The sequence below is a fragment of the Cupriavidus sp. 8B genome (assembly GCF_054589115.1).
This window is the reverse complement of the sequence record NZ_BAAILO010000649.1, coordinates 30,885-47,374: the sequence shown is the minus strand read 5'-3', so window position 1 is coordinate 47,374 and position 16,490 is coordinate 30,885. Positions and strand designations below refer to the sequence as shown.

General features: G+C 65.5%; 16 protein-coding genes and 2 tRNA genes. 6 read left to right on the top strand and 12 right to left on the bottom strand.

From position 1 onward, the window contains the following. The 3 genes from iscB to ACYP5B_RS51950 form a co-directional block, all read right to left on the bottom strand. On the bottom strand, window positions 1-570 hold a 570-nt coding region (gene iscB / locus ACYP5B_RS51960), incomplete at its 3' end, for an RNA-guided endonuclease IscB (RefSeq protein ID WP_459575312.1). 283 nt (window positions 571-853) lie between these two features. Continuing rightward, entirely contained in the window at window positions 854-1,474 is a 621-nt protein-coding gene (locus ACYP5B_RS51955; RefSeq protein ID WP_459575311.1) for a transposase, read from the bottom strand. A 245-nt stretch (window positions 1,475-1,719) separates the two neighbouring features. Next, window positions 1,720-2,325, bottom strand: coding sequence for a response regulator transcription factor (locus ACYP5B_RS51950; RefSeq protein WP_318235787.1), 606 nt, complete (start codon window positions 2,323-2,325; stop codon window positions 1,720-1,722). A 170-nt stretch (window positions 2,326-2,495) separates the two neighbouring features. Here ACYP5B_RS51950 and ACYP5B_RS51945 point away from each other — a divergent pair, with 170 nt between their 5' ends. Further along, entirely contained in the window at window positions 2,496-4,043 is a 1,548-nt protein-coding gene (locus ACYP5B_RS51945) for a sensor histidine kinase (RefSeq protein ID WP_318235790.1), read from the top strand. Between the two features lie 54 nt (window positions 4,044-4,097). On the opposite strand, the gene ACYP5B_RS51940 is transcribed toward ACYP5B_RS51945, so the two are convergent. Further along, window positions 4,098-5,438, bottom strand: coding sequence for an MFS transporter (locus ACYP5B_RS51940; protein ID WP_459575310.1), 1,341 nt, complete (start codon window positions 5,436-5,438; stop codon window positions 4,098-4,100). A gap of 110 nt (window positions 5,439-5,548) precedes the next feature. Between ACYP5B_RS51940 and ACYP5B_RS51935 the strand changes: the two genes are divergently transcribed. After that, window positions 5,549-6,577, top strand: a complete 1,029-nt coding sequence (locus ACYP5B_RS51935) for an asparaginase (RefSeq protein ID WP_318235785.1) — start codon at window positions 5,549-5,551, stop codon at window positions 6,575-6,577. Further along, the gene (locus ACYP5B_RS51930) at window positions 6,574-7,281 is read left to right on the top strand and encodes a GntR family transcriptional regulator (RefSeq protein WP_318235784.1); all 708 of its coding nucleotides are present in this window, start codon (window positions 6,574-6,576) and stop codon (window positions 7,279-7,281) included. Before ACYP5B_RS51935 ends, ACYP5B_RS51930 begins: the two co-directional genes overlap by 4 nt. Before the next feature lie 137 nt (window positions 7,282-7,418). On the opposite strand, the gene ACYP5B_RS51925 is transcribed toward ACYP5B_RS51930, so the two are convergent. Together ACYP5B_RS51925 and ACYP5B_RS51920 are read right to left on the bottom strand one after the other, a co-directional pair. After that, window positions 7,419-7,495: transfer RNA gene (locus ACYP5B_RS51925), tRNA-Asp, on the bottom strand. 78 nt (window positions 7,496-7,573) lie between these two features. Next, window positions 7,574-7,649, bottom strand: a tRNA-Glu gene (locus tag ACYP5B_RS51920). Between the two features lie 267 nt (window positions 7,650-7,916). Between ACYP5B_RS51920 and ACYP5B_RS51915 the strand changes: the two genes are divergently transcribed. Beyond that, window positions 7,917-8,204: a hypothetical protein gene (locus ACYP5B_RS51915; RefSeq protein WP_459575307.1), complete on the top strand. Its 288-nt coding sequence runs from the start codon at window positions 7,917-7,919 to the stop codon at window positions 8,202-8,204. Between the two features lie 30 nt (window positions 8,205-8,234). On the opposite strand, the gene ACYP5B_RS51910 is transcribed toward ACYP5B_RS51915, so the two are convergent. Next, window positions 8,235-8,645, bottom strand: a complete 411-nt coding sequence (locus tag ACYP5B_RS51910) for a hypothetical protein (RefSeq protein WP_400102417.1) — start codon at window positions 8,643-8,645, stop codon at window positions 8,235-8,237. A gap of 161 nt (window positions 8,646-8,806) precedes the next feature. Between ACYP5B_RS51910 and ACYP5B_RS51905 the strand changes: the two genes are divergently transcribed. Continuing rightward, window positions 8,807-9,334 carry a metal-dependent hydrolase gene (locus tag ACYP5B_RS51905; RefSeq protein WP_318235781.1) on the top strand — a complete coding sequence of 176 codons (528 nt, stop codon included), beginning with the start codon at window positions 8,807-8,809 and terminating at the stop codon, window positions 9,332-9,334. 178 nt (window positions 9,335-9,512) lie between these two features. Here the strand turns inward: ACYP5B_RS51905 and ACYP5B_RS51900 are convergent, their stop codons facing one another. The 4 genes from ACYP5B_RS51900 to ACYP5B_RS51885 form a co-directional block, all read right to left on the bottom strand. After that, window positions 9,513-10,349, bottom strand: coding sequence for a hypothetical protein (locus ACYP5B_RS51900; RefSeq protein WP_459575305.1), 837 nt, complete (start codon window positions 10,347-10,349; stop codon window positions 9,513-9,515). Window positions 10,350-10,639: 290 nt separating this feature from the next. After that, complete coding sequence (locus ACYP5B_RS51895; protein ID WP_459575303.1) at window positions 10,640-12,061, bottom strand: aromatic acid/H+ symport family MFS transporter; 1,422 nt, start codon at window positions 12,059-12,061, stop codon at window positions 10,640-10,642. A gap of 78 nt (window positions 12,062-12,139) precedes the next feature. Beyond that, window positions 12,140-13,309 (bottom strand): 4-hydroxybenzoate 3-monooxygenase, encoded by a 1,170-nt coding sequence (gene pobA, locus ACYP5B_RS51890; protein WP_459575301.1) that lies wholly within the window; start codon window positions 13,307-13,309, stop codon window positions 12,140-12,142. A 275-nt stretch (window positions 13,310-13,584) separates the two neighbouring features. Beyond that, a complete protein-coding gene (locus ACYP5B_RS51885) occupies window positions 13,585-13,875 on the bottom strand; it encodes a hypothetical protein (RefSeq protein ID WP_318235777.1) in 291 nt (96 codons plus the stop codon). Window positions 13,876-14,473: 598 nt separating this feature from the next. Here ACYP5B_RS51885 and ACYP5B_RS51880 point away from each other — a divergent pair. After that, a complete protein-coding gene (locus ACYP5B_RS51880) occupies window positions 14,474-15,103 on the top strand; it encodes a response regulator (RefSeq protein ID WP_459575299.1) in 630 nt (209 codons plus the stop codon). A gap of 131 nt (window positions 15,104-15,234) precedes the next feature. On the opposite strand, the gene ACYP5B_RS51875 is transcribed toward ACYP5B_RS51880, so the two are convergent. After that, window positions 15,235-16,344 (bottom strand): porin, encoded by a 1,110-nt coding sequence (locus ACYP5B_RS51875; RefSeq protein ID WP_459575298.1) that lies wholly within the window; start codon window positions 16,342-16,344, stop codon window positions 15,235-15,237. Window positions 16,345-16,490 lie beyond the last annotated feature (146 nt).

Below are 16,490 nucleotides of genomic sequence, written 5' to 3'. Positions count from 1 at the left end.
CAGTTCGCCTTGCTGATACTCGATGCCGGAGATCTCGGGGTTCTGCATCGCCTGCATGTCGAAGCGGACGAGTTCGGTGCTGATGGCGGTGATCGGCGCGAGTGCGCGGAAGCGGCGGACCCAGGCCACTGTGGTCTGCACACGGTGTTGTAGGCTCGGCGCTAGCCAGCCTACCGGCCTGCGGCGGTTATCGAAACGAGCGGCACGATACCGCGTCTTGCGGCCACGCCTGGCACGTCGCATGGCCCGGCGCGACGTAAGGTCAATGCTGATCTGCGCGCCGCGGTGTATCAGTTCCACTAGCGACAGCATGGCGACACGCCGGCCCGCCTCGCCGCCGCAGGACTCGACCTCACGCACGATGGCCACGCCGGTTCCCTTGCTACCGGGATCGAGTTTAAGACGGACCGGTTGCAGGACGCAGTCCGCTGTCCGCCGATCCACTATGCGGATAGCGAACGGCATCACGCGGTGCACGCGTGCGCGGCCGCGCGCCAGCAACAGCCGCGCACGCTTCTCACTGCAGGGCATGAGCGGATTGCCGCTCCTGTCTAACACAAAGACTGCCAAGGCAATCTCTCCTAAAAGCTGCCCTTACGGGCCTGGTGACGCCTCCCGTTGGGAGGTCTCCCCTCGGCAATGTTGCGAACCGGCGATCTGCCCCGATCCGTTTCGTGCTTACCCTGTCGCTTGTCTGCAACCGGAGCTTCAAGAGGTTGGGACTGAGGAAGCATCCCAACGTTGGCCTTGCACCTATTCGCAACGTAGCGGGTTGGTTACCGCTTTGCCTGGTCAACCCGAGCTTGTTCAGTTGCCTTTGCAAGCTCCGGCCTTTAGGCCGGGGTAGTTGACGCTAGTGCGCCGTCTGTTCGCATAGCGGGCACACCCGAATCAGCAGCGGCGCATTTTCCATTTCGGCCAGCGCGTCGCTATCGTCGGAGGCGATGGTGCACTTGCATTCGCGCGCCGTGCTTGCGGGTTCATCGCGGGTGCTTGCCGGCAGGACCGCGTAACGAACGCCAAGCTGCACGCGCCGCTCCCAGTCGCCTTGCCGATCCAGTGTCAGCAGCCACAAGCGGGTCTGGATCGACCAATGCCTGACGGTTTCGCTTTTGATCCCCAGGCGACGCGCCGCTTCGGCGACCGATACCTGCTGGGAGGCCAGGTTGAAGAAGGCTTCCGCCTTGTCCTCCAGCCTGAGCCGTGCCATGGGTGTGCCAGTCAGCCGGCTGAAGCGCTGGCGGCAGCCGGCGCAATGAAAGAGCGGCAGGCTGCTGCCATCGGTACCGTCAAAGGTCGATTTGCGCGCACGGCACCGCGGGCATTGCGGCGGCCGGCGGCTGGCGCTATTCAGCTTGCGCCACGCGGACAGCAGGAACGCAGTCAGGTCGGCATCGGCCACGCCCGCTGCCCCGCCCGCGCGCACATGGATCAGCGTCGTGGCGCGGCGCAGGTCGTCCGCATGGAGATGCACGCTCGCGCTAGCGCGGCTGGACGTGGGATCTATTTCGGTTCGCGTGGGGCGTTGCTGCTGAAATCTGCTCATATCGTCGGCGCGGGTCGATCCGGCCATGACGCCGTGGGCCCCGGGGCTGGCGCCCTGGTCGTAAAATCCCGCTAACCCGTGCTCCGGGAGCGATGAATTTGCGCCGATTCTATGTGTATTAGCAGCCGCTGAGTACTGTGATTGATCACAGTAGGCCGGGCGGCACCGCGCTGCTAGGGCTTGATGATGCCGGCGGAGGCCGCCTTGACGACCGCTTCGATGCGGGTGGCCACGCCGAGCTTCTGGCGGGCATTGTCTATATGGAAATCGACCGTGCGCTTGGACAGGCCCAGAATGGTGGCGATCTCGCCCGAAGTCTTGCCGCGCGCCGACCACACCAGCGCTTCCACTTCGCGCTCGCTGAGCTGCACGGCCGGCAGGCCCGGCCGCGTGCGGGCAAGCCGGGCAAGGCGAGCCTCGACGATGCTGGTCAAAATGTCGAAATCGACCGGTTTGGTCACGTAGTCGTCGGCCCCGAGCCTGCGCCCCTTGAGTTCGGCCTCGCGCTGCGCCAGCGCCGTGAGGAACACGAAGGGCATGTCGGCAAAGCGCGGCGCCAGCGAAGTGATCTTCTCCAGCAGTTCGAAGCCCGTCATCACTGGCATACTCACGTCGCAAAGGACGAGGTCTGGCGTGTCGCGCAGGATGGCGGCAAAACCTTGCTGGCCGTCGTGCGCGATGCCCACGGCAAAGCCTCGCTCGATCAGCTCTTCGGCGATCAGCGCGGCCGTTTCGGCATCGTCCTCGATGCAGAGGATTTTCCGGCGGGCATCGGTCATGGTGGTCCTTGGTAGCGGCGGCGAGCCGCATCTTGCGGCCCGCCGAGGTACAGCGTAGCGAAATTCAGGATAAAAGTCTTATGAATCACTCGATTCGTCCGGCGCCCGCGAGCCGGCGAGTGCGTCGCGGCCTGGGTCGGCGCTTGGTCGGGCTGCCCGATTCAGTGCCCATGCTCAGGCCAATTCGCGTGCGGCTGTCGCTTGTGTTCGTGCTGTTCCTGCTGCTGGTGGTGGGCGTGGGCCTGTTCGGCATCAACCGGCTCAGCAACTTTCACAGCGTGTCGGCGCAGATCAGCGGCCGCTGGCTGCAGAGCAACCGCATCCTGGGTGACCTTAACAATTATATTTCGGACTACCGCGCGTTCGAGGGCGATGCGTTGATCGCGACGACGCGCGCTGACCTGCGCGCGGCGGAGGAGCAGATCAGCAAGCTGGACGATGTGATCAAGGAGGTCGAGGCCCGCTACGGCAAGATCGAGCATGATCCGGCCGAGCTGGCACTCTTTGATCAGTTCATGGCGCAGTGGTCGGCTTACCGGCAACTGGTCGATCGCGTGGTTTCACTGGCCCACCAGAAGGACACGACGCAGGCCGTGGCGCTCTATCGCAGCGAGTCGCGCCGCGCCTTCGAGCAGGCCAACGGCACGTTGGGCGTGCTCACGGAGCGCAATGTTGTCGGCGCCGCGCAGGCCACCGCGCGCGAGGCGGACGCCTATCACGAGGCCCGGCAACTGATTGCCGGCGCCATCCTGGTGTCGGGCTTCCTGGTCATCGCGGCGGTGATCTACCTGGTCAGGGCCGTGTCCAATCCCATCGCGGGGCTGGTCGACCGCATGCACCGCATCATGGACAACGATCCTCACGTGGAGATCCCCGGGGCCGGGCGCAAGGATGAGATCGGCGAAATCGCCCGCGCCGTGGTGCGCTTTCGCGACAATACGATCGAACTGGAGCGCAGCAAGGCGGCGCTGGCCGCCCAGACCACGATGCTGCTGGACACGCTGGAAAACGAGCGGCGCCTGGCGGTGCTCCAGCGCAATTTCGTCTCGATGGCTTCGCACGAGTTTCGCACGCCGCTCAATGTGATCGACGGCCACGCGCAGCGGCTCATGCGCATGAAGGAAGCGCCGTCCGCCGAAGTCCTCGGCGAGCGCTGCGGGCGGATCCGGGTTGCCGTGCGGCGCATGACCAACCTGATCGACCACCTGCTCGATTCCTCGCAACTGCTGGACGGCGGGCGCCTTGCCACGCTGCAAGGCGTTGACTTTTCCCTGGCCCTGATGGTGCACGAAGTCTGCGAGATGCACCGCGAGAGTTCCCCCGCGGCGGTCATCGAGGAGATCATTGATCCCGGCGTGAATGAAATCTTCCACGGCGACGCCAAGCTGCTGTTCCAGGCCTTCAGCAACCTGGTTGGCAACGCGATCAAGTATTCGCCGACCGGCACCGCGGTCACTGTGCATGTGTCCGGGGACGCCGACATGATCCGCGTGTCCGTGTCCGATCGCGGCCTGGGCATCCCGGACAAGGACCGCGAGCACATCTTCGAGCGCTTCGTGCGCGGCGGCAATGTCACCGGCACGGCGGGCGCGGGCGTTGGCCTGTATCTGGTCAGGCTGGCAGTCGACCTGCACGAGGGCGAGGTCGTGGTCACCAGCAAGGAAGGGCAGGGGTCAAGCTTTGTGGTCCGGCTGCCGCGCGCGGCAGCATCGGGCTGAAGGCGTGGACTGGATTTGAGCGCGATGCCCGGGCAAGGGCATCGATGGCTTGGATCATTCGGCCGAGGCAACGACCCGCGCATCGCGCTCGAGGCGGGGACCCACGCCTGGACGGACCTGGAGCATGGCGAACACGCCCAGCGCCGTCGCAACCGACGTGGCGATGAACATGGACGAATAGCCGTAGCGTGCCGACAGGATGCCGGCCAGCGTGGGAGCCAGGACCGCAGCGATGTTGGCGATGAAATGCATGATGCCGCTGAACGTGCCGACGCGCGAGGGCGCGGTATCGATCACCACCGCCCAGTAGACGGAGTTCGGCAAGGCGTTCAAGGCGTTGCCCAAAGTCATCAGGGCGATGACGGTCCACACGCTGTGCGCCTGCGACACCATCAGGAAGCACAGGGTGGTCAGCAACAGCGAGGCGGCAGCAAACCAGCTTCTTGCAATGACCAGCTTGCCCGTGCGCTTTAGCAGCCAGTCGGAGATGCGCCCGCCCAGCAATACCGTAAAGCACGCGCCAACCCAGGGAATCATCCCGATGTACCAGAGGGAGGAGAGGGTGAAGTTGAACTCGTCGTGCAGGTACTTCGGTGTCCACGTCAGCAGCATGAAGTTGACGTAGATAAAGGAGAAATAGCCGATGGAGTTGAAAACCAGCGTGCGGCTCTTGAAGAACGCCCACCAAGGCAAGGCGGCGCTTGCGCTTGCGGCGCCTTTGGGGGCTTCACCGCGTCCGGCCTGAATCTGGGCGAGTTCTGCCGCATTCACCTTCGGGTGATCCTCGGGCCGGTTGGTGTACACGCGCGAGAACAGGGCGATCAGCACCAGGCCCAGGACGCCGAGCACCACATACATGGCGCGCCAGCTGTCGGTGAGCAGCAGCAGGCCGACCGCTACCGGCGCGGTAAGCAGCGCGCCCAGCGGCGTGCTCAGCAGGCCGATGGATACCGCGAAGCCGCGCTCGGCCGGCGATGCCCAGGCGGACATGGTCTTGTTGATGATCGAGTAGGCAGGCCCCTCCGAGAAGCCGAAGAGGATGCGCACCATGGCAAATCCGCTCAGGGCCGAGCCGCCGAACACCGCGAGGCCGATGTCGCCCGCCCAGACCATGCAGATCGCGAACAGTGACCAGGCCACGCCTGCGATCACCCAGACCCGCTTCGCGCCGAGGCGGTCTGCCAGCGCACCGCCGATCAGCGCGCCAAACATATAGCCGTAGCCGAAGTAGCCCAGCACGGCGCCCCAGCCGGCGCGGTCGAAGCCGTACTCCTCGATGATCTGCCCGGCCGAATAGGCGATGGCGCCGCGGTCGATGTAGTTGACCAGCGCAATCACGACGATCAGCAAGAAGATGGTGAAGCGATACCGGGTGGGCGGCGGGTGTTGGTGCATCGTGCGTCTCCGTAACAGGTTGGGAGGTGGCTTAGGAGCCTCAGGTTGATTTGAGGATTGTATAGTATATATAATGCACAATGCATACCTTAACGCTACGGGAAAACCATATGTCTCGCCCATCAGTTGCCATCGCCTCGCTAGGGGGCACCATCAGCATGACGCCGTCGGATGCCGCCGGCGGGGTTGTCCCCAAGCTGGACGCCGCCCAGCTGGTCGCGGCCGTGCCGGGGCTGGGAGAACTGGCCGATATCTCCGCCGAGCCGCTCTTCCAGTTGCCGAGCGCTTCGTTGGGCCCCGAACAGTTGCTGGCCTGCCTGGCATGGGCCGAGGGCAAGGTTGCCGGCGGGGCGCGCGGCGTCGTCCTGACCCAGGGCACGGACACGATCGAGGAGACCGCCTTTTTCCTCGATCTGTATTGGCGCCACCCCGAGCCCTTAATCATTACCGGCGCGATGCGCACGCCGCTGGCCGCGGGAGCGGATGGCCCCGCCAACCTGCTGGCCGCCGTGCAGGTCGCCATGGACGACCAGAGCCGCGGGCGCGGCGTGCTGGTTGTCATGAACGACACCATTCACAGGGCGCGCTGGGTCTGCAAGTCGGATTCCCTGTCGGTCCAGACCTTCGTCTCGCCTGACGGCGGGCCTGCGGGGAGGGTGGTCGAGGGGCAGCCGGAGTACTTTCATCCGCCGGTCGACAGGCCGCTGGCAAGCCCGCCCACGCGGCGTTTTCCAAAGGTGGCGGTGGTGCCGGCGCTCCTGGGCGACGATGGCGATCTGGCCGTGGCCGCGCTTGATCTCGGCTACGAGGCAATCGTGGTCGCGGCGTTCGGCGCCGGGCACGTCTCCTTCGGCTTCGCCGAGCATGTCGAGCGCCTGTCCAAGGTCGTGCCGGTGGTGATCGCTAGCCGCACCGGGGCTGGGGCAACGGCCTCCCGAACCTATGGTTTCGCCGGCTCCGAAGTCGATCTGGCACGGCGCGGCGCCTTGCTTTCGAAGTGGCTCCATCCGTTGAAGGCGCGGCTGTTGCTAGGTGCGTTGCTGGCCGCCGGCACGCCGCGCGAGCAGATCCCGGAGGCGTTTGCGAAGTGGGGTACACTGCCACGCCATTCGCCTATCCAACAACAGCCCGTTCCTTGAAGACTTCGCCGAATCCCCCGTCCAGAGTGCAAGCCGCGCCTTCGCGCCGGCTGACTGCCTACCAGTATGCGGTGCAGACCTTGCGCGCCGACATCCTGCAAGGCCGCATGACCGCGGGCGAGCGCTTGCGCCAGGATGACCTCGCCAAGCGGCTGGAGATGAGCACTACGCCCGTTCGGGAAGCATTGCGCACGCTGATCTCCGAAGGGCTGGTGTTCTTCGACGCGCATCGCGGCGCGGTCGTGCGCGGCCTGACGCTGGATGATGTGCAGGAAATCTACCGGCTGCGCAAGGTGCTGGAGCCGATGATGGTCGAAGAGGCGATCCGGGGCATCACCCCGGAAGATATCGCCCGGGCCGAGGCGTTCCATGCGGAGATGCTGCAGACGCAGGATGTCACGCGCTGGACCGAACTGAACCTGGAGTTCCACGCGGCACTCTGGGCATCCCAGGAACACAGCAGGCTGGCCCACCTGGTCAAGACGCTGCGCGATTCGGCTGCGCCGTATATCTCGCTGTCGCTCTACATGAGCCCGGAACATATCGCGCAGAGCAATGCCGAGCATGCCGAAATCCTGTCCCAGTACAGGCAGCGCGATGCCGAGACCGCCAAGCGCCAGACCATCCATCACCTGGATGACACGCTGAAGATCATCGTGCGGGCGATCGATAGTTCCGATGCGGTGGACAACGGCGGGGCATAGCGCAGGCGCACCGGCGGGCGTTCGCTGCGAGCCCGCCGGGTGGTGGCAGGCAGGTGGCAGGCAAAAAAATAGCCCACCTGATGGCGGGCTATATTTTTTCCTGGATACGCGGCATTCGAGCAGTATCCAGGCAATGCTGGCGGAGTGGACGGGACTCGAACCCGCGACCCCCGGCGTGACAGGCCGGTATTCTAACCAACTGAACTACCACTCCGCAGTGGCTGTGGAATCCGCTTGCTGCGGTTTCCGACGCTCGTGTTGAGGCTGCGCTTGGTGGCGTTGCTCTCGAAACTGGCGTCCCCAAGGGGATTCGAACCCCTGTACTCACCGTGAAAGGGTGATGTCCTAGGCCTCTAGACGATGGGGACTTAGACTTGCTCGCAACGTCATGTACATTTCGTGTCGCGAGGGGCGCGATTATAGCGCCCTTTTTTCGCGGTGGGAAGCCCCGGCTTTTCTTCCGCGCAAATCGTCAAACAGCGCGCCCGTTGCGTAGCCGTATTTGCCAAGACAGGCAGCCAGGCCGTTGCCACGATGCAAGCCATGCGGGGCCCCTGTGTCCGGGCTACCTTGCCGCGCTCGCATGCGCCCTCATCTGGTCGGGCTACTCGGTTGCCAACCGGCGCTATGGCGAGGTGCCGAGCACCACGATGCTCAGCGTGTGCGGGGCCGTGGCCCTGTGCGGTGCTTTGTGCCATCTTGCGCTGGAATCCACCGTGATGCCGAGCGCCGGCGAATGGCTCGCGGTGCTGCTGCTAGGCGTGCTGTCGTATGCCACGCCGCTGATGGCTACGCTGCTGCTGGTGTGGTTCGGGTTTGCCACGCTGACGTGGACCCTGGCAGGCGCGGCCGCGCTCATCATCGGTGGCGCGGCGCTCGCGCTGACGGGCCGGCGGACGTCCCCGCGCCTTCAATCGGCCTGAGCCGCATGAGCGTCATTAGCGCCGTCGCCGTCAGTAGCCGTGCGGCCGCCGCTCGCGCATCGGGCCGTCGGCGTCGATGCTGCCCGCCGCGTCAAGCGGGCCGTCGACGTTGACCGGCCCGTTGACCAGGACGTTGCCTTGCACAAACAGCGGCCCGTGGACGGTAAGCGGGCCGTGAAACACCTTTTGCCGCCCTGCGCCAGGTGGCTGGCCATAAACCGGTGGGCGATTGGCAAACCAGGCCGCGGTCAGCGGGCCGTGCGCGAGGACGCTGCCGTCCACGGTCAGCGTGCCATGGACGGTGAGGGGGCCTTCCACTACCAGCGAGCCGCCAATGGTGAGCGGCCCGGATTCCACCGGCTGGCCATGCGCCGCCGCCGCGGCTAGCCACAGGGTTGCCGCCAGGATGCCGCGGGCCTGCCGCGCAATTTGCGATCTCATGACCCCTCCCAGGGTGCGCGGCCCAGATGCCGCAAGCTGCTTCCAACTTAGTGCGCGCGGCGGATACGTGCAAGCCGCGCTCCGAGCACTGTTCTTTTGCGCTGCGATCTGCCACCATTGCGCCCCTGCATTTCACGGCTCCCGATGAGCGTCCCCACGCAATGGCTTCCAGCAAAGCTCACCATGCCACCGGATGGGCGGCAGGCCTGATCGCCGCCGCGGTGGTCGCCCAGGCCGGTGCCGGCGGCCCATATCACCTGGCCCCTGTGCTTGCCTTTTTTGCTGGCGTAGCCGGCGGCGGCGCACCGGACTGGCTGGAGGTCGCCTGGTGGTCCAGATCCCGCCGGCTGTGGATCACGCACCGCACCTGGACGCACTGGGGCATCGCCTGGCTGGCGCTGCTGGTGATTGCGCACCGCTCCCTGGGCACGCACGCGCTAGCCGCACCAGCGTTCGGGTTTGCCTGTGGCGGGCTGATGCACTTGCTGGCCGATTGGCCCAACCCACTCGGCGTGCCCTGGATTCTTGGGCGGCACTCGCTGAACTGGTGGAAGAGCGGCCGCTGCGACCTGCTGGTGGTCGCGGCCTCGTGGATGGGCGCACTGGCGTTGTCGCGCCACGTGTGGTTCCACGGTACGCACGGGCTGGACCTGTTCCAGTACGTGCGGTCCTGGCACCTGCGGGTCTGAATGTCTGGTCGCCCGAGCGGCCGCACAAAAAAAGAGGCGGCCACAAGGGGCCGCCGATCGGGAATGTCGAGGGAGGCAATTCCCTCACAGAAGGCTAACGGCGCCCAAAAGTGCGACATGAACCCCACCGACGTGGGGTGATGATTCGGGCATATTGGAAAATTGCCGCCGGCCGGCTTCATGCCTCCAGGCAGGTCGTTGCCGTGCCGGGCCGGCTCGCGCCCGCGTCATGCCGGTTTTGCCGCCTGCGCACTGCCGCCACCAGTTCGTCGTGCGCGGCGTCGAGCCATGCCGTGCGATGGCGCACGGGATCGCGCACGGAGAGTGCGTCGGCGCTGACCTCCCGCAGGAAGTACTTCACCATGCTGCCCGCGCGGGCGGGCACGGGCATCATGCCCAGCAGTTGCCGGCGCTGCAGCAGGCCGAGGTCGGCTGCATGGCCCAGCGCGGACCACGCGGTGCGCCCCAGCGCCAGGAAGAGCGCCTGGTCATCCATCTGCCTGAGCGCGCCGAGAAACAGGTTCTCGAACACCCTGCGCAGCATCGGCACCGCCATCAGTTCTTCCAGGTCGCCGTCGAAGGCCAGGCCGCGCCGCGTGGTGGCATAGGGCAGCAAGGCCAGCGGCTGCAGGCGCTCGAAGCCCTCGTCCCAGAGCGCCGCGGCGCCGGGCAGGCCGATCAGCTGCGCGATGCCGAAATGATCCAGCATGCGGATCAGGTTGGGCCGCACGAGTGGCCCGCCGAGCTCCACGCGCCGCTTGTTCTCGCGCTGGATGGTGCGCCCGGGCGCGTGCCGCTGCATCAGGCTCTCGGTCAGCTCCGCCGCAAGCTGTACGTGGGTGTGCCCGGGCGTGGTGCTCACCAATACCAGCCGCGCGTGCTCATGGCTGTGCTCGAACGGCACGTAGCACATCGCGTAGATGCCATCGCGATCCACCAGCACCGGTTTGTCGATCACGGCCGTTGCCGCTCCGCGCCGGATGCGCGCGCAGTACTCTTCCAGGTAATTCGCCAAGTTGTCCCCGCCTCACCACGATTTCTCTCTGGTACAGCTGCCCTGTAGCCGGGCTTACCTTTGCTAGCATGGTAAGTCGCGGCCGGGCAGCAGGCAAAGCGGGCGGTGCTGTTTCCTGCCTGTGGCAATACAGGGTGTGTGGGCCAGCGAACCAATCGCACGGGTACACCATCCCAATGAAGGATGGACGCAACCGGGTTACCCGGGCATTGATGGGCCGTCAGATCTCCATCAGGTCGCGCCCGGCCACCTCAAACGCGCTTACCAGCTTGCGCAGGCCGGCGTGGGGATCAGTGCGCGGCATCGTGCTGGCCAACGACAGGCCGCGCCGCGGCGCGTGGCCGTGCCGAGGCGATCAGCAGCGCGGCAGTGGCGACAAAGGCGGGCAGCGAGAGCAGGCCGAAGATCTTGCCAAAGCTCCATCCCAAGCCCAGGATCTGCGCGCCCAGCAGCGCGCCGACGATGCCGCCAAAGCGGCCGATGCCCAGCATCCAGGCCACGCCAGTGGCTCGGCACTGCGTGGGATAGAAGCCGGCGGCAAGTGTCGGCATGGAGGATTGCGCGCCGTTCATGCAAGTGCCGGCGGCAAACACCAGCACGCCGAGCACGAACACATCCCCGGCGCCGTGGCCCACTGCATAGACCAGCGCGCCTGTCAGCGCATACGTGCCGGCCACGATGCGCCACGGATGGCCGCGGTCCATCAGCCAGCCCACGGTCAGCGTACCGATGCCGCCGCCCAGCGGGAACAGCGCGGTGATGAGCGCGGCCTTCTCGATCGGGTAGCCCGCGTCGGCGAACAGCGTCGGCAGCCAGCTCGTCAGCAGGTAGAAGATCAGCAGCCCCATGAAATACGTGGTCCACAGCAACACGGTGCCGGCGCGCAATTGCGGCATCAGGATGGCGCGCAGCGAGGAAGCACCGGCGGGCGTGGCGTCGGTGGGCACGGTCTCCTGCACATGAAAGCGCTCGTCGCCGCGCAGCACGCCCGGATGGACCTTGGAGAGCGCGGCGGCGATGCGCGCGGCCGGGGCCTTGCGCGCCACCAGGAAGCGCACGGATTCCGGCAGGAAGAAGATCAGCAGCACAGCCAGCAGCAGCGGCGCGACGCCGCCCACCAGCAACACCGAATGCCAGCCAAATTGCGGAATCAGCCAGGCCGCGGCAAAGCCCCCGGCCGAGGAGCCCAGCGTAAAGCCGCAGAACATGGCGTTGACCGCCAGCGAGCGGCGCCGGGTGGGCGCGTACTCCGACATCAACGTGACCGCGTTCGGCATGGCCGCGCCGAGGCCAAGGCCGGTGAGGAAGCGCAGGACCGTGAGCGCTTCGAGCGAGGTCGAGAAGGCCGAGGCCACGCTCCAGCCGCCGAAGCACAGCACCGAGCCCACCAGCACGCCCTTGCGGCCAAAGCGGTCGGCCAGCGGCCCCGCCACCAGCGCGCCCGCGGCCAGGCCAAACAAGGCGGCACTCATCACCGGCCCGAGATGGGCGCGGCTGACGCCCCATTCCTTGGCCAGCATCGGCGCGATAAAGCCGATCGCCGCGGTGTCGAAGCCATCGGCCGCGACTATCAGGAAGCACAGGATCAGGATGATCCACTGGAAACGCGAGAACGGCTGGCTGTCGATGAACTGCTGGACGTCGATGCTGGCACCGGGATTGCGTGCGTGGCCGTGGGCTGCGGCCGGCTGGCCGCTGGTTGGGGGCGTCATGGTGCGGGTCTCCTGCTATGCCGCTCGTTGGCGGCGAATTCTCTGGTGTTCTTGATTTCGTCGGCTTGCCGCGTGGCTTCAGTAAGGCAGGCCGACGTAGTTTTCCGCCAGCGACATCTGGGCCGCGCGCGAGCCCATGAGGTAATCCAGCTCGGCCTGCTGGATGCGCAGCGCGAAGTCATCGGCATCGGGGAAGCGATGCAAGAGCGATGTCATCCACCACGAGAAGCGCTCCGCCTTCCAGACCCGGCGCAGGCATTTCTGCGAGTACGCGTCCAGCTCGCTGGCATCGTCGTGCAGGTAGCGCGCAATCAGGCCGTCGGCCAGGTAAAGCACATCGCTGGCGGCCAGGTTCAGGCCTTTGGCGCCGGTGGGCGGCACGATATGCGCGGCGTCGCCGGCCAGGAACAAGTTGCCAAAGCGCATCGGCTCGCACACAAAGCTGCGTAGCGGCGCAATGCTTTTTTCGATGCTCGCGCCGGTCACCAGCGCCTCGGCGGCGCTGGCGTCGAGTCGGCTGCGCAGTTCGTCCCAGAAGCGTTGATCGGACCAGTCCTCGACCCGTTCGTCGGCGCTCACCTGCACGTAATAGCGGCTGCGCGTGAGCGAGCGCATGCTGCACAGCGCGAAGCCGCGCTCGTGGCTGGCGTAGATGAGTTCATCCGCCACCGGCGGCGTGTCGGCGAGCACGCCGAGCCAGCCGAAGGGATAGACGCGCTCGAAGATGCGCTTGGATGGCTCGGGCACGCTGCGCCGCGTGATGCCATGAAATCCGTCGCAGCCTGCAATGAAGTCGCAACGCAATGCATGCTGCTGGCCGCCCTTGCGATATCGCACCACGGGCGTGGCCGTGTCGAAATCGTGCACGCTGACGTCTTGCGCGTCATAGATGGTGACGGCATTGCCGGCTTCGCGGGCGGCCATCAGGTCGCGCGTGACTTCGGTCTGGCCGTAGACCGTGACCGAGCGGCCAATCAGCGCGTGGAAGTCGATGTGGTGGCGCTTGCCGCCATAGGACAGTTCGATGCCATGGTGAACCAGGCCGTCGTCGTGCAGGCGCTGCGCCACGCCAGCGCGCTCCAGCGCATCGGCGGTCACGCTTTCAAGGATGCCGGCGCGGATACGGCCGAGGATGTAGTCGGGGCTGCGTTGCTCGACGATGACCGCATCGATGCCGGCCTTGGCGAGCAGTTGCCCGAGCAGCAAGCCGGCGGGGCCTGCGCCGATGATGGCGACTTGTGTGCGCATCGCGTGTCTCCTGGTGCGGGATAGGGATTGTTATTGAACGTAACAATAGCGGCGCCAGGGACGGGAGGGAATAGACGGAACGAACCATCAACAGGACAAAACGAACATCTGCATTTGGTAGCGAATGTGCTGGAGTATCCTGTCTGTGCCGGGGGAAACCCTGGGTTTTGATTGAATTCAGCCAGGATTGTCAGATCTGCCGGTGTGCTTGGCGGCGCGTTCTGGCGCACCATCCACGCGTGCCGGCCTTCACATTCCGTACGTGCGGATGCGCTTCAGCGGCCTGAGCGCTGTTCCTTGCGACAAGCCTTGCAGATATGTTCAAGGCCGTCCTGGCGGCGTGTATCGCGCGCGAAGAACTCGCCGTCAGCCGGCCAGTGCTCTGCGCAATGGCGGCACAGCTTGAGCAGCCCGATATCCGACATCAGGACGTCGCCGGAGGCAACGTTAGCCCGCGCGGCGCGAGCGCGGCGCACGGGGCTCGTGCGGGGTGTGGACGTGTCTTGCATGGCGCCTGCGGTGAGGGCGCCGTGGCTCTCGCGCGGCAGGACGGCGTGGTCGTACATGGTCTCTCCTTGCCTTGGATATTGGCCGGTGATGGTTGGGGTGCGCAGCGGATCCGGCTGCGCCGCTGAAATACCCCGTTACGAAATGGCGCGTGATTGATGGTCCGATGGCCTGGGTAATCGATGGCCGAGCGGTGCGATGCCCGCTCGTGCGCTGGTGCGGCTTACCGGGACAACACGGCTGAGCAGGCGATCAGCAGCCATCCGATGGCGGCACATCCGCCCAGCCAGCCGAGCAGCACCAACACAATGGTGGACCACTTCATCGGGGCCGCCGCGCAGGCGCGGCAGGAAGTGATGCTGCGTGAGAAAGGGAGCGGCTCATGCGTACTTTCCTTGGAGTGGCAAGACGGGCTTGCTCAAGGGGGGCAGCTTAGCGACCCTGTGACGTCAATGTATGTCCGGGTTGTAAGGAAATGTGCACGAGAAAATGTGCCGCGGCCCGGGCATTGCCCACGGCGGCCGTCCCGCTGGCTCGCGTGGTCCCAGCGATGCCTGTAGACGATTCTCGGAAATTTCGCGGCGTAGTGCAGAAATTTCCCACAGCATATTCAGCAGCGTCTGAGCCAGAATCCGAAGCTAACTTAAAGAGGCGCACATGGACCCGGTCGATGGGGAAAAACTGCTATCCGTCGTGGCTGTCGATGACCATCCATTCATCCTGGAATCGATCCGTGCCAACTTGCACCGGCATGGCCGCTTTGAGCTGGTTGCCGTCGCCGTCGACGGGGTCGAAGGTTTGCGCGTGCTACGGCAACTGCGTCCCGCGCTCGCCGTGGTCGATATCAACCTGCCGGGACTGGACGGGCTGGAAGTGGTACGGCGCGTGCGTGCCGTCGAGCAGCCGACGCGGATCGTGGTGCTGTCGGGCGGAGACCCCGAGCGCGATGCGCCACTGGCGCGCTGGGCCGGCGCGAGCGCCTATGTGAGCAAGTCGCATCCGTTCCACCTGCTGGCGGCTGCACTCGATATGGTGCACCAGGGCTACATCGCCTTTCCCGATGCCGTCGGCAACACCAGCCTCGATGATGAAGCCGGCAGGCGCAAGGCCAAGCAGCTCACGCCGCGCGAGTCTCGTGTGTTCCAGTTGCTCTCGGAGGGGTACGACAACCTGGAGATCGCAACGCGGCTGGGCATCTCGCCGAAAACCGTGGCCACCTTCAAGCACCGGGTTTCCAAAAAGCTGGAGCAGCTCGATGACGTCGGGCGCCTGCCGCCACCCGGCTGATTCAGCGGGGCACCAGGCAAAACGGGCGCGCATGCCTTGCCGGCATGCGCGCCCTTGCTTCGTGGATGACCGGCGCCACTGACGCCGGCTTGCCATCAGCGCAATACTGGCTTACCGCGGGACAGCCGCGATCAGAACACGTGGCGGATGCCGGCCACTGCGCCGAACTGGCTCTTGTTGCCCGGGTTGCCGTCGGACGTGGTGTTGGTGAGCGCGATGCCGGTCAGCCGGCCTTTGTTATTGCCGTTCAGGCCTAGCTCGGAATCGCCGCGATTGCGGGCATAGGCCAGGTTCAGGTAGACATCGGTGCGCTTGGACAGGGAGTAGTCGCTCGACAACACGAACAGCCACGGATCGGCCGAGACACGACGGGCGTCCTGATAGTAGGCGGCGCCGGTGAGCTTCAGGGCCGGGGTCATGTTGTAAGCCATGCCGGCCCAGAGCAGGTTGGAACTGACCTTGGCCATGGTGGTGGTGACTTGGTTCTGGGAGTTCCTCACCGTCCAGTCGCCGCCGCGAGCGTAACGATAGCCGAGGAACGCCTTGGCCGGGCCGAAGCTGTAGCCGCCGGCGATCGAGGCGCTGCGTGCGTTGAGTTCGCCGGTGTTGCGCTGCTCGTACATCGCGCCGATATCGAACGGGCCGCTGGCATAGGCGAGGCTGGCGCCGTACTCGCGGCCCTTGCTGCCCTGGCCCGCGACTTCCTGGTCGTCGTAGGCGAAGCTGTACATGGCGGACGCGGTGAGGCCATTGAAATTGCCCACGTACTTGACCGCGTTGTTGGCGCGGCTGATGAAGCCGGCGTCGATCGCGCTGATGGAGTAACGCGGCGAGATGGACATCGGGTCATAGCGCAGGCCGAAGTCAAACATCGGCGTGCTCTGGCGGCCCAGGGTCAGGGTGCCGAACTGGCCTTGCAGGCCGACCGTGGCGATCCGGTTGAACAAGCCATCCGGGCTACCGGCGCCGGTGTCGACGGAGAAGCCGCTTTCCAGCTGGAACAGCGCCTTCAATCCGCCGCCCAGATCTTCCACGCCGCGCAGGCCCCAGCGCGAGCCGGACATGTTGCCCGACTGCATGGCCACCCGGCTATTGCTGTTATTCGGCTTGGTGGCGCCATTGGCCTTGGAGAGGTATTCAATGCCGACGTCTGCCACGCCATACAGGGTCACGCTCGATTGTGCCTGGGCGCTGGCGGCGAACAGTGCTGCGGCTGCCGCTGCGAATAGCTTGATTTTCATGGATTTTCCTTGAAGGGTTAAGCGGGGAACGTCCAGCGTTCGGCAGGAATTATGTGAGGCGAAGCGGGAGGGAAAGAAGCGAGTATCTGATCGGTGTTGTTAATAAGAAACGTCTCTTTGACTATTTATTTTTCCTTTTAAATCAA

Coding starts and splice junctions, on each gene's coding strand:
- ACYP5B_RS51875 (WP_459575298.1), bottom strand. CDS start 16,344: ATGAAAATCAAGCTATTCGCAGCGGCAGCCGCAGCACTGTTCGCCGCC.
- ACYP5B_RS51945 (WP_318235790.1), top strand. CDS start 2,496: ATGCTCAGGCCAATTCGCGTGCGGCTGTCGCTTGTGTTCGTGCTGTTC.
- ACYP5B_RS51885 (WP_318235777.1), bottom strand. CDS start 13,875: ATGTACGACCACGCCGTCCTGCCGCGCGAGAGCCACGGCGCCCTCACC.
- ACYP5B_RS51880 (WP_459575299.1), top strand. CDS start 14,474: ATGGACCCGGTCGATGGGGAAAAACTGCTATCCGTCGTGGCTGTCGAT.
- ACYP5B_RS51935 (WP_318235785.1), top strand. CDS start 5,549: ATGTCTCGCCCATCAGTTGCCATCGCCTCGCTAGGGGGCACCATCAGC.
- ACYP5B_RS51910 (WP_400102417.1), bottom strand. CDS start 8,645: ATGAGATCGCAAATTGCGCGGCAGGCCCGCGGCATCCTGGCGGCAACC.
- ACYP5B_RS51950 (WP_318235787.1), bottom strand. CDS start 2,325: ATGACCGATGCCCGCCGGAAAATCCTCTGCATCGAGGACGATGCCGAA.
- ACYP5B_RS51940 (WP_459575310.1), bottom strand. CDS start 5,438: ATGCACCAACACCCGCCGCCCACCCGGTATCGCTTCACCATCTTCTTG.
- pobA (WP_459575301.1), bottom strand. CDS start 13,309: ATGCGCACACAAGTCGCCATCATCGGCGCAGGCCCCGCCGGCTTGCTG.
- ACYP5B_RS51905 (WP_318235781.1), top strand. CDS start 8,807: ATGGCTTCCAGCAAAGCTCACCATGCCACCGGATGGGCGGCAGGCCTG.
- ACYP5B_RS51895 (WP_459575303.1), bottom strand. CDS start 12,061: ATGACGCCCCCAACCAGCGGCCAGCCGGCCGCAGCCCACGGCCACGCA.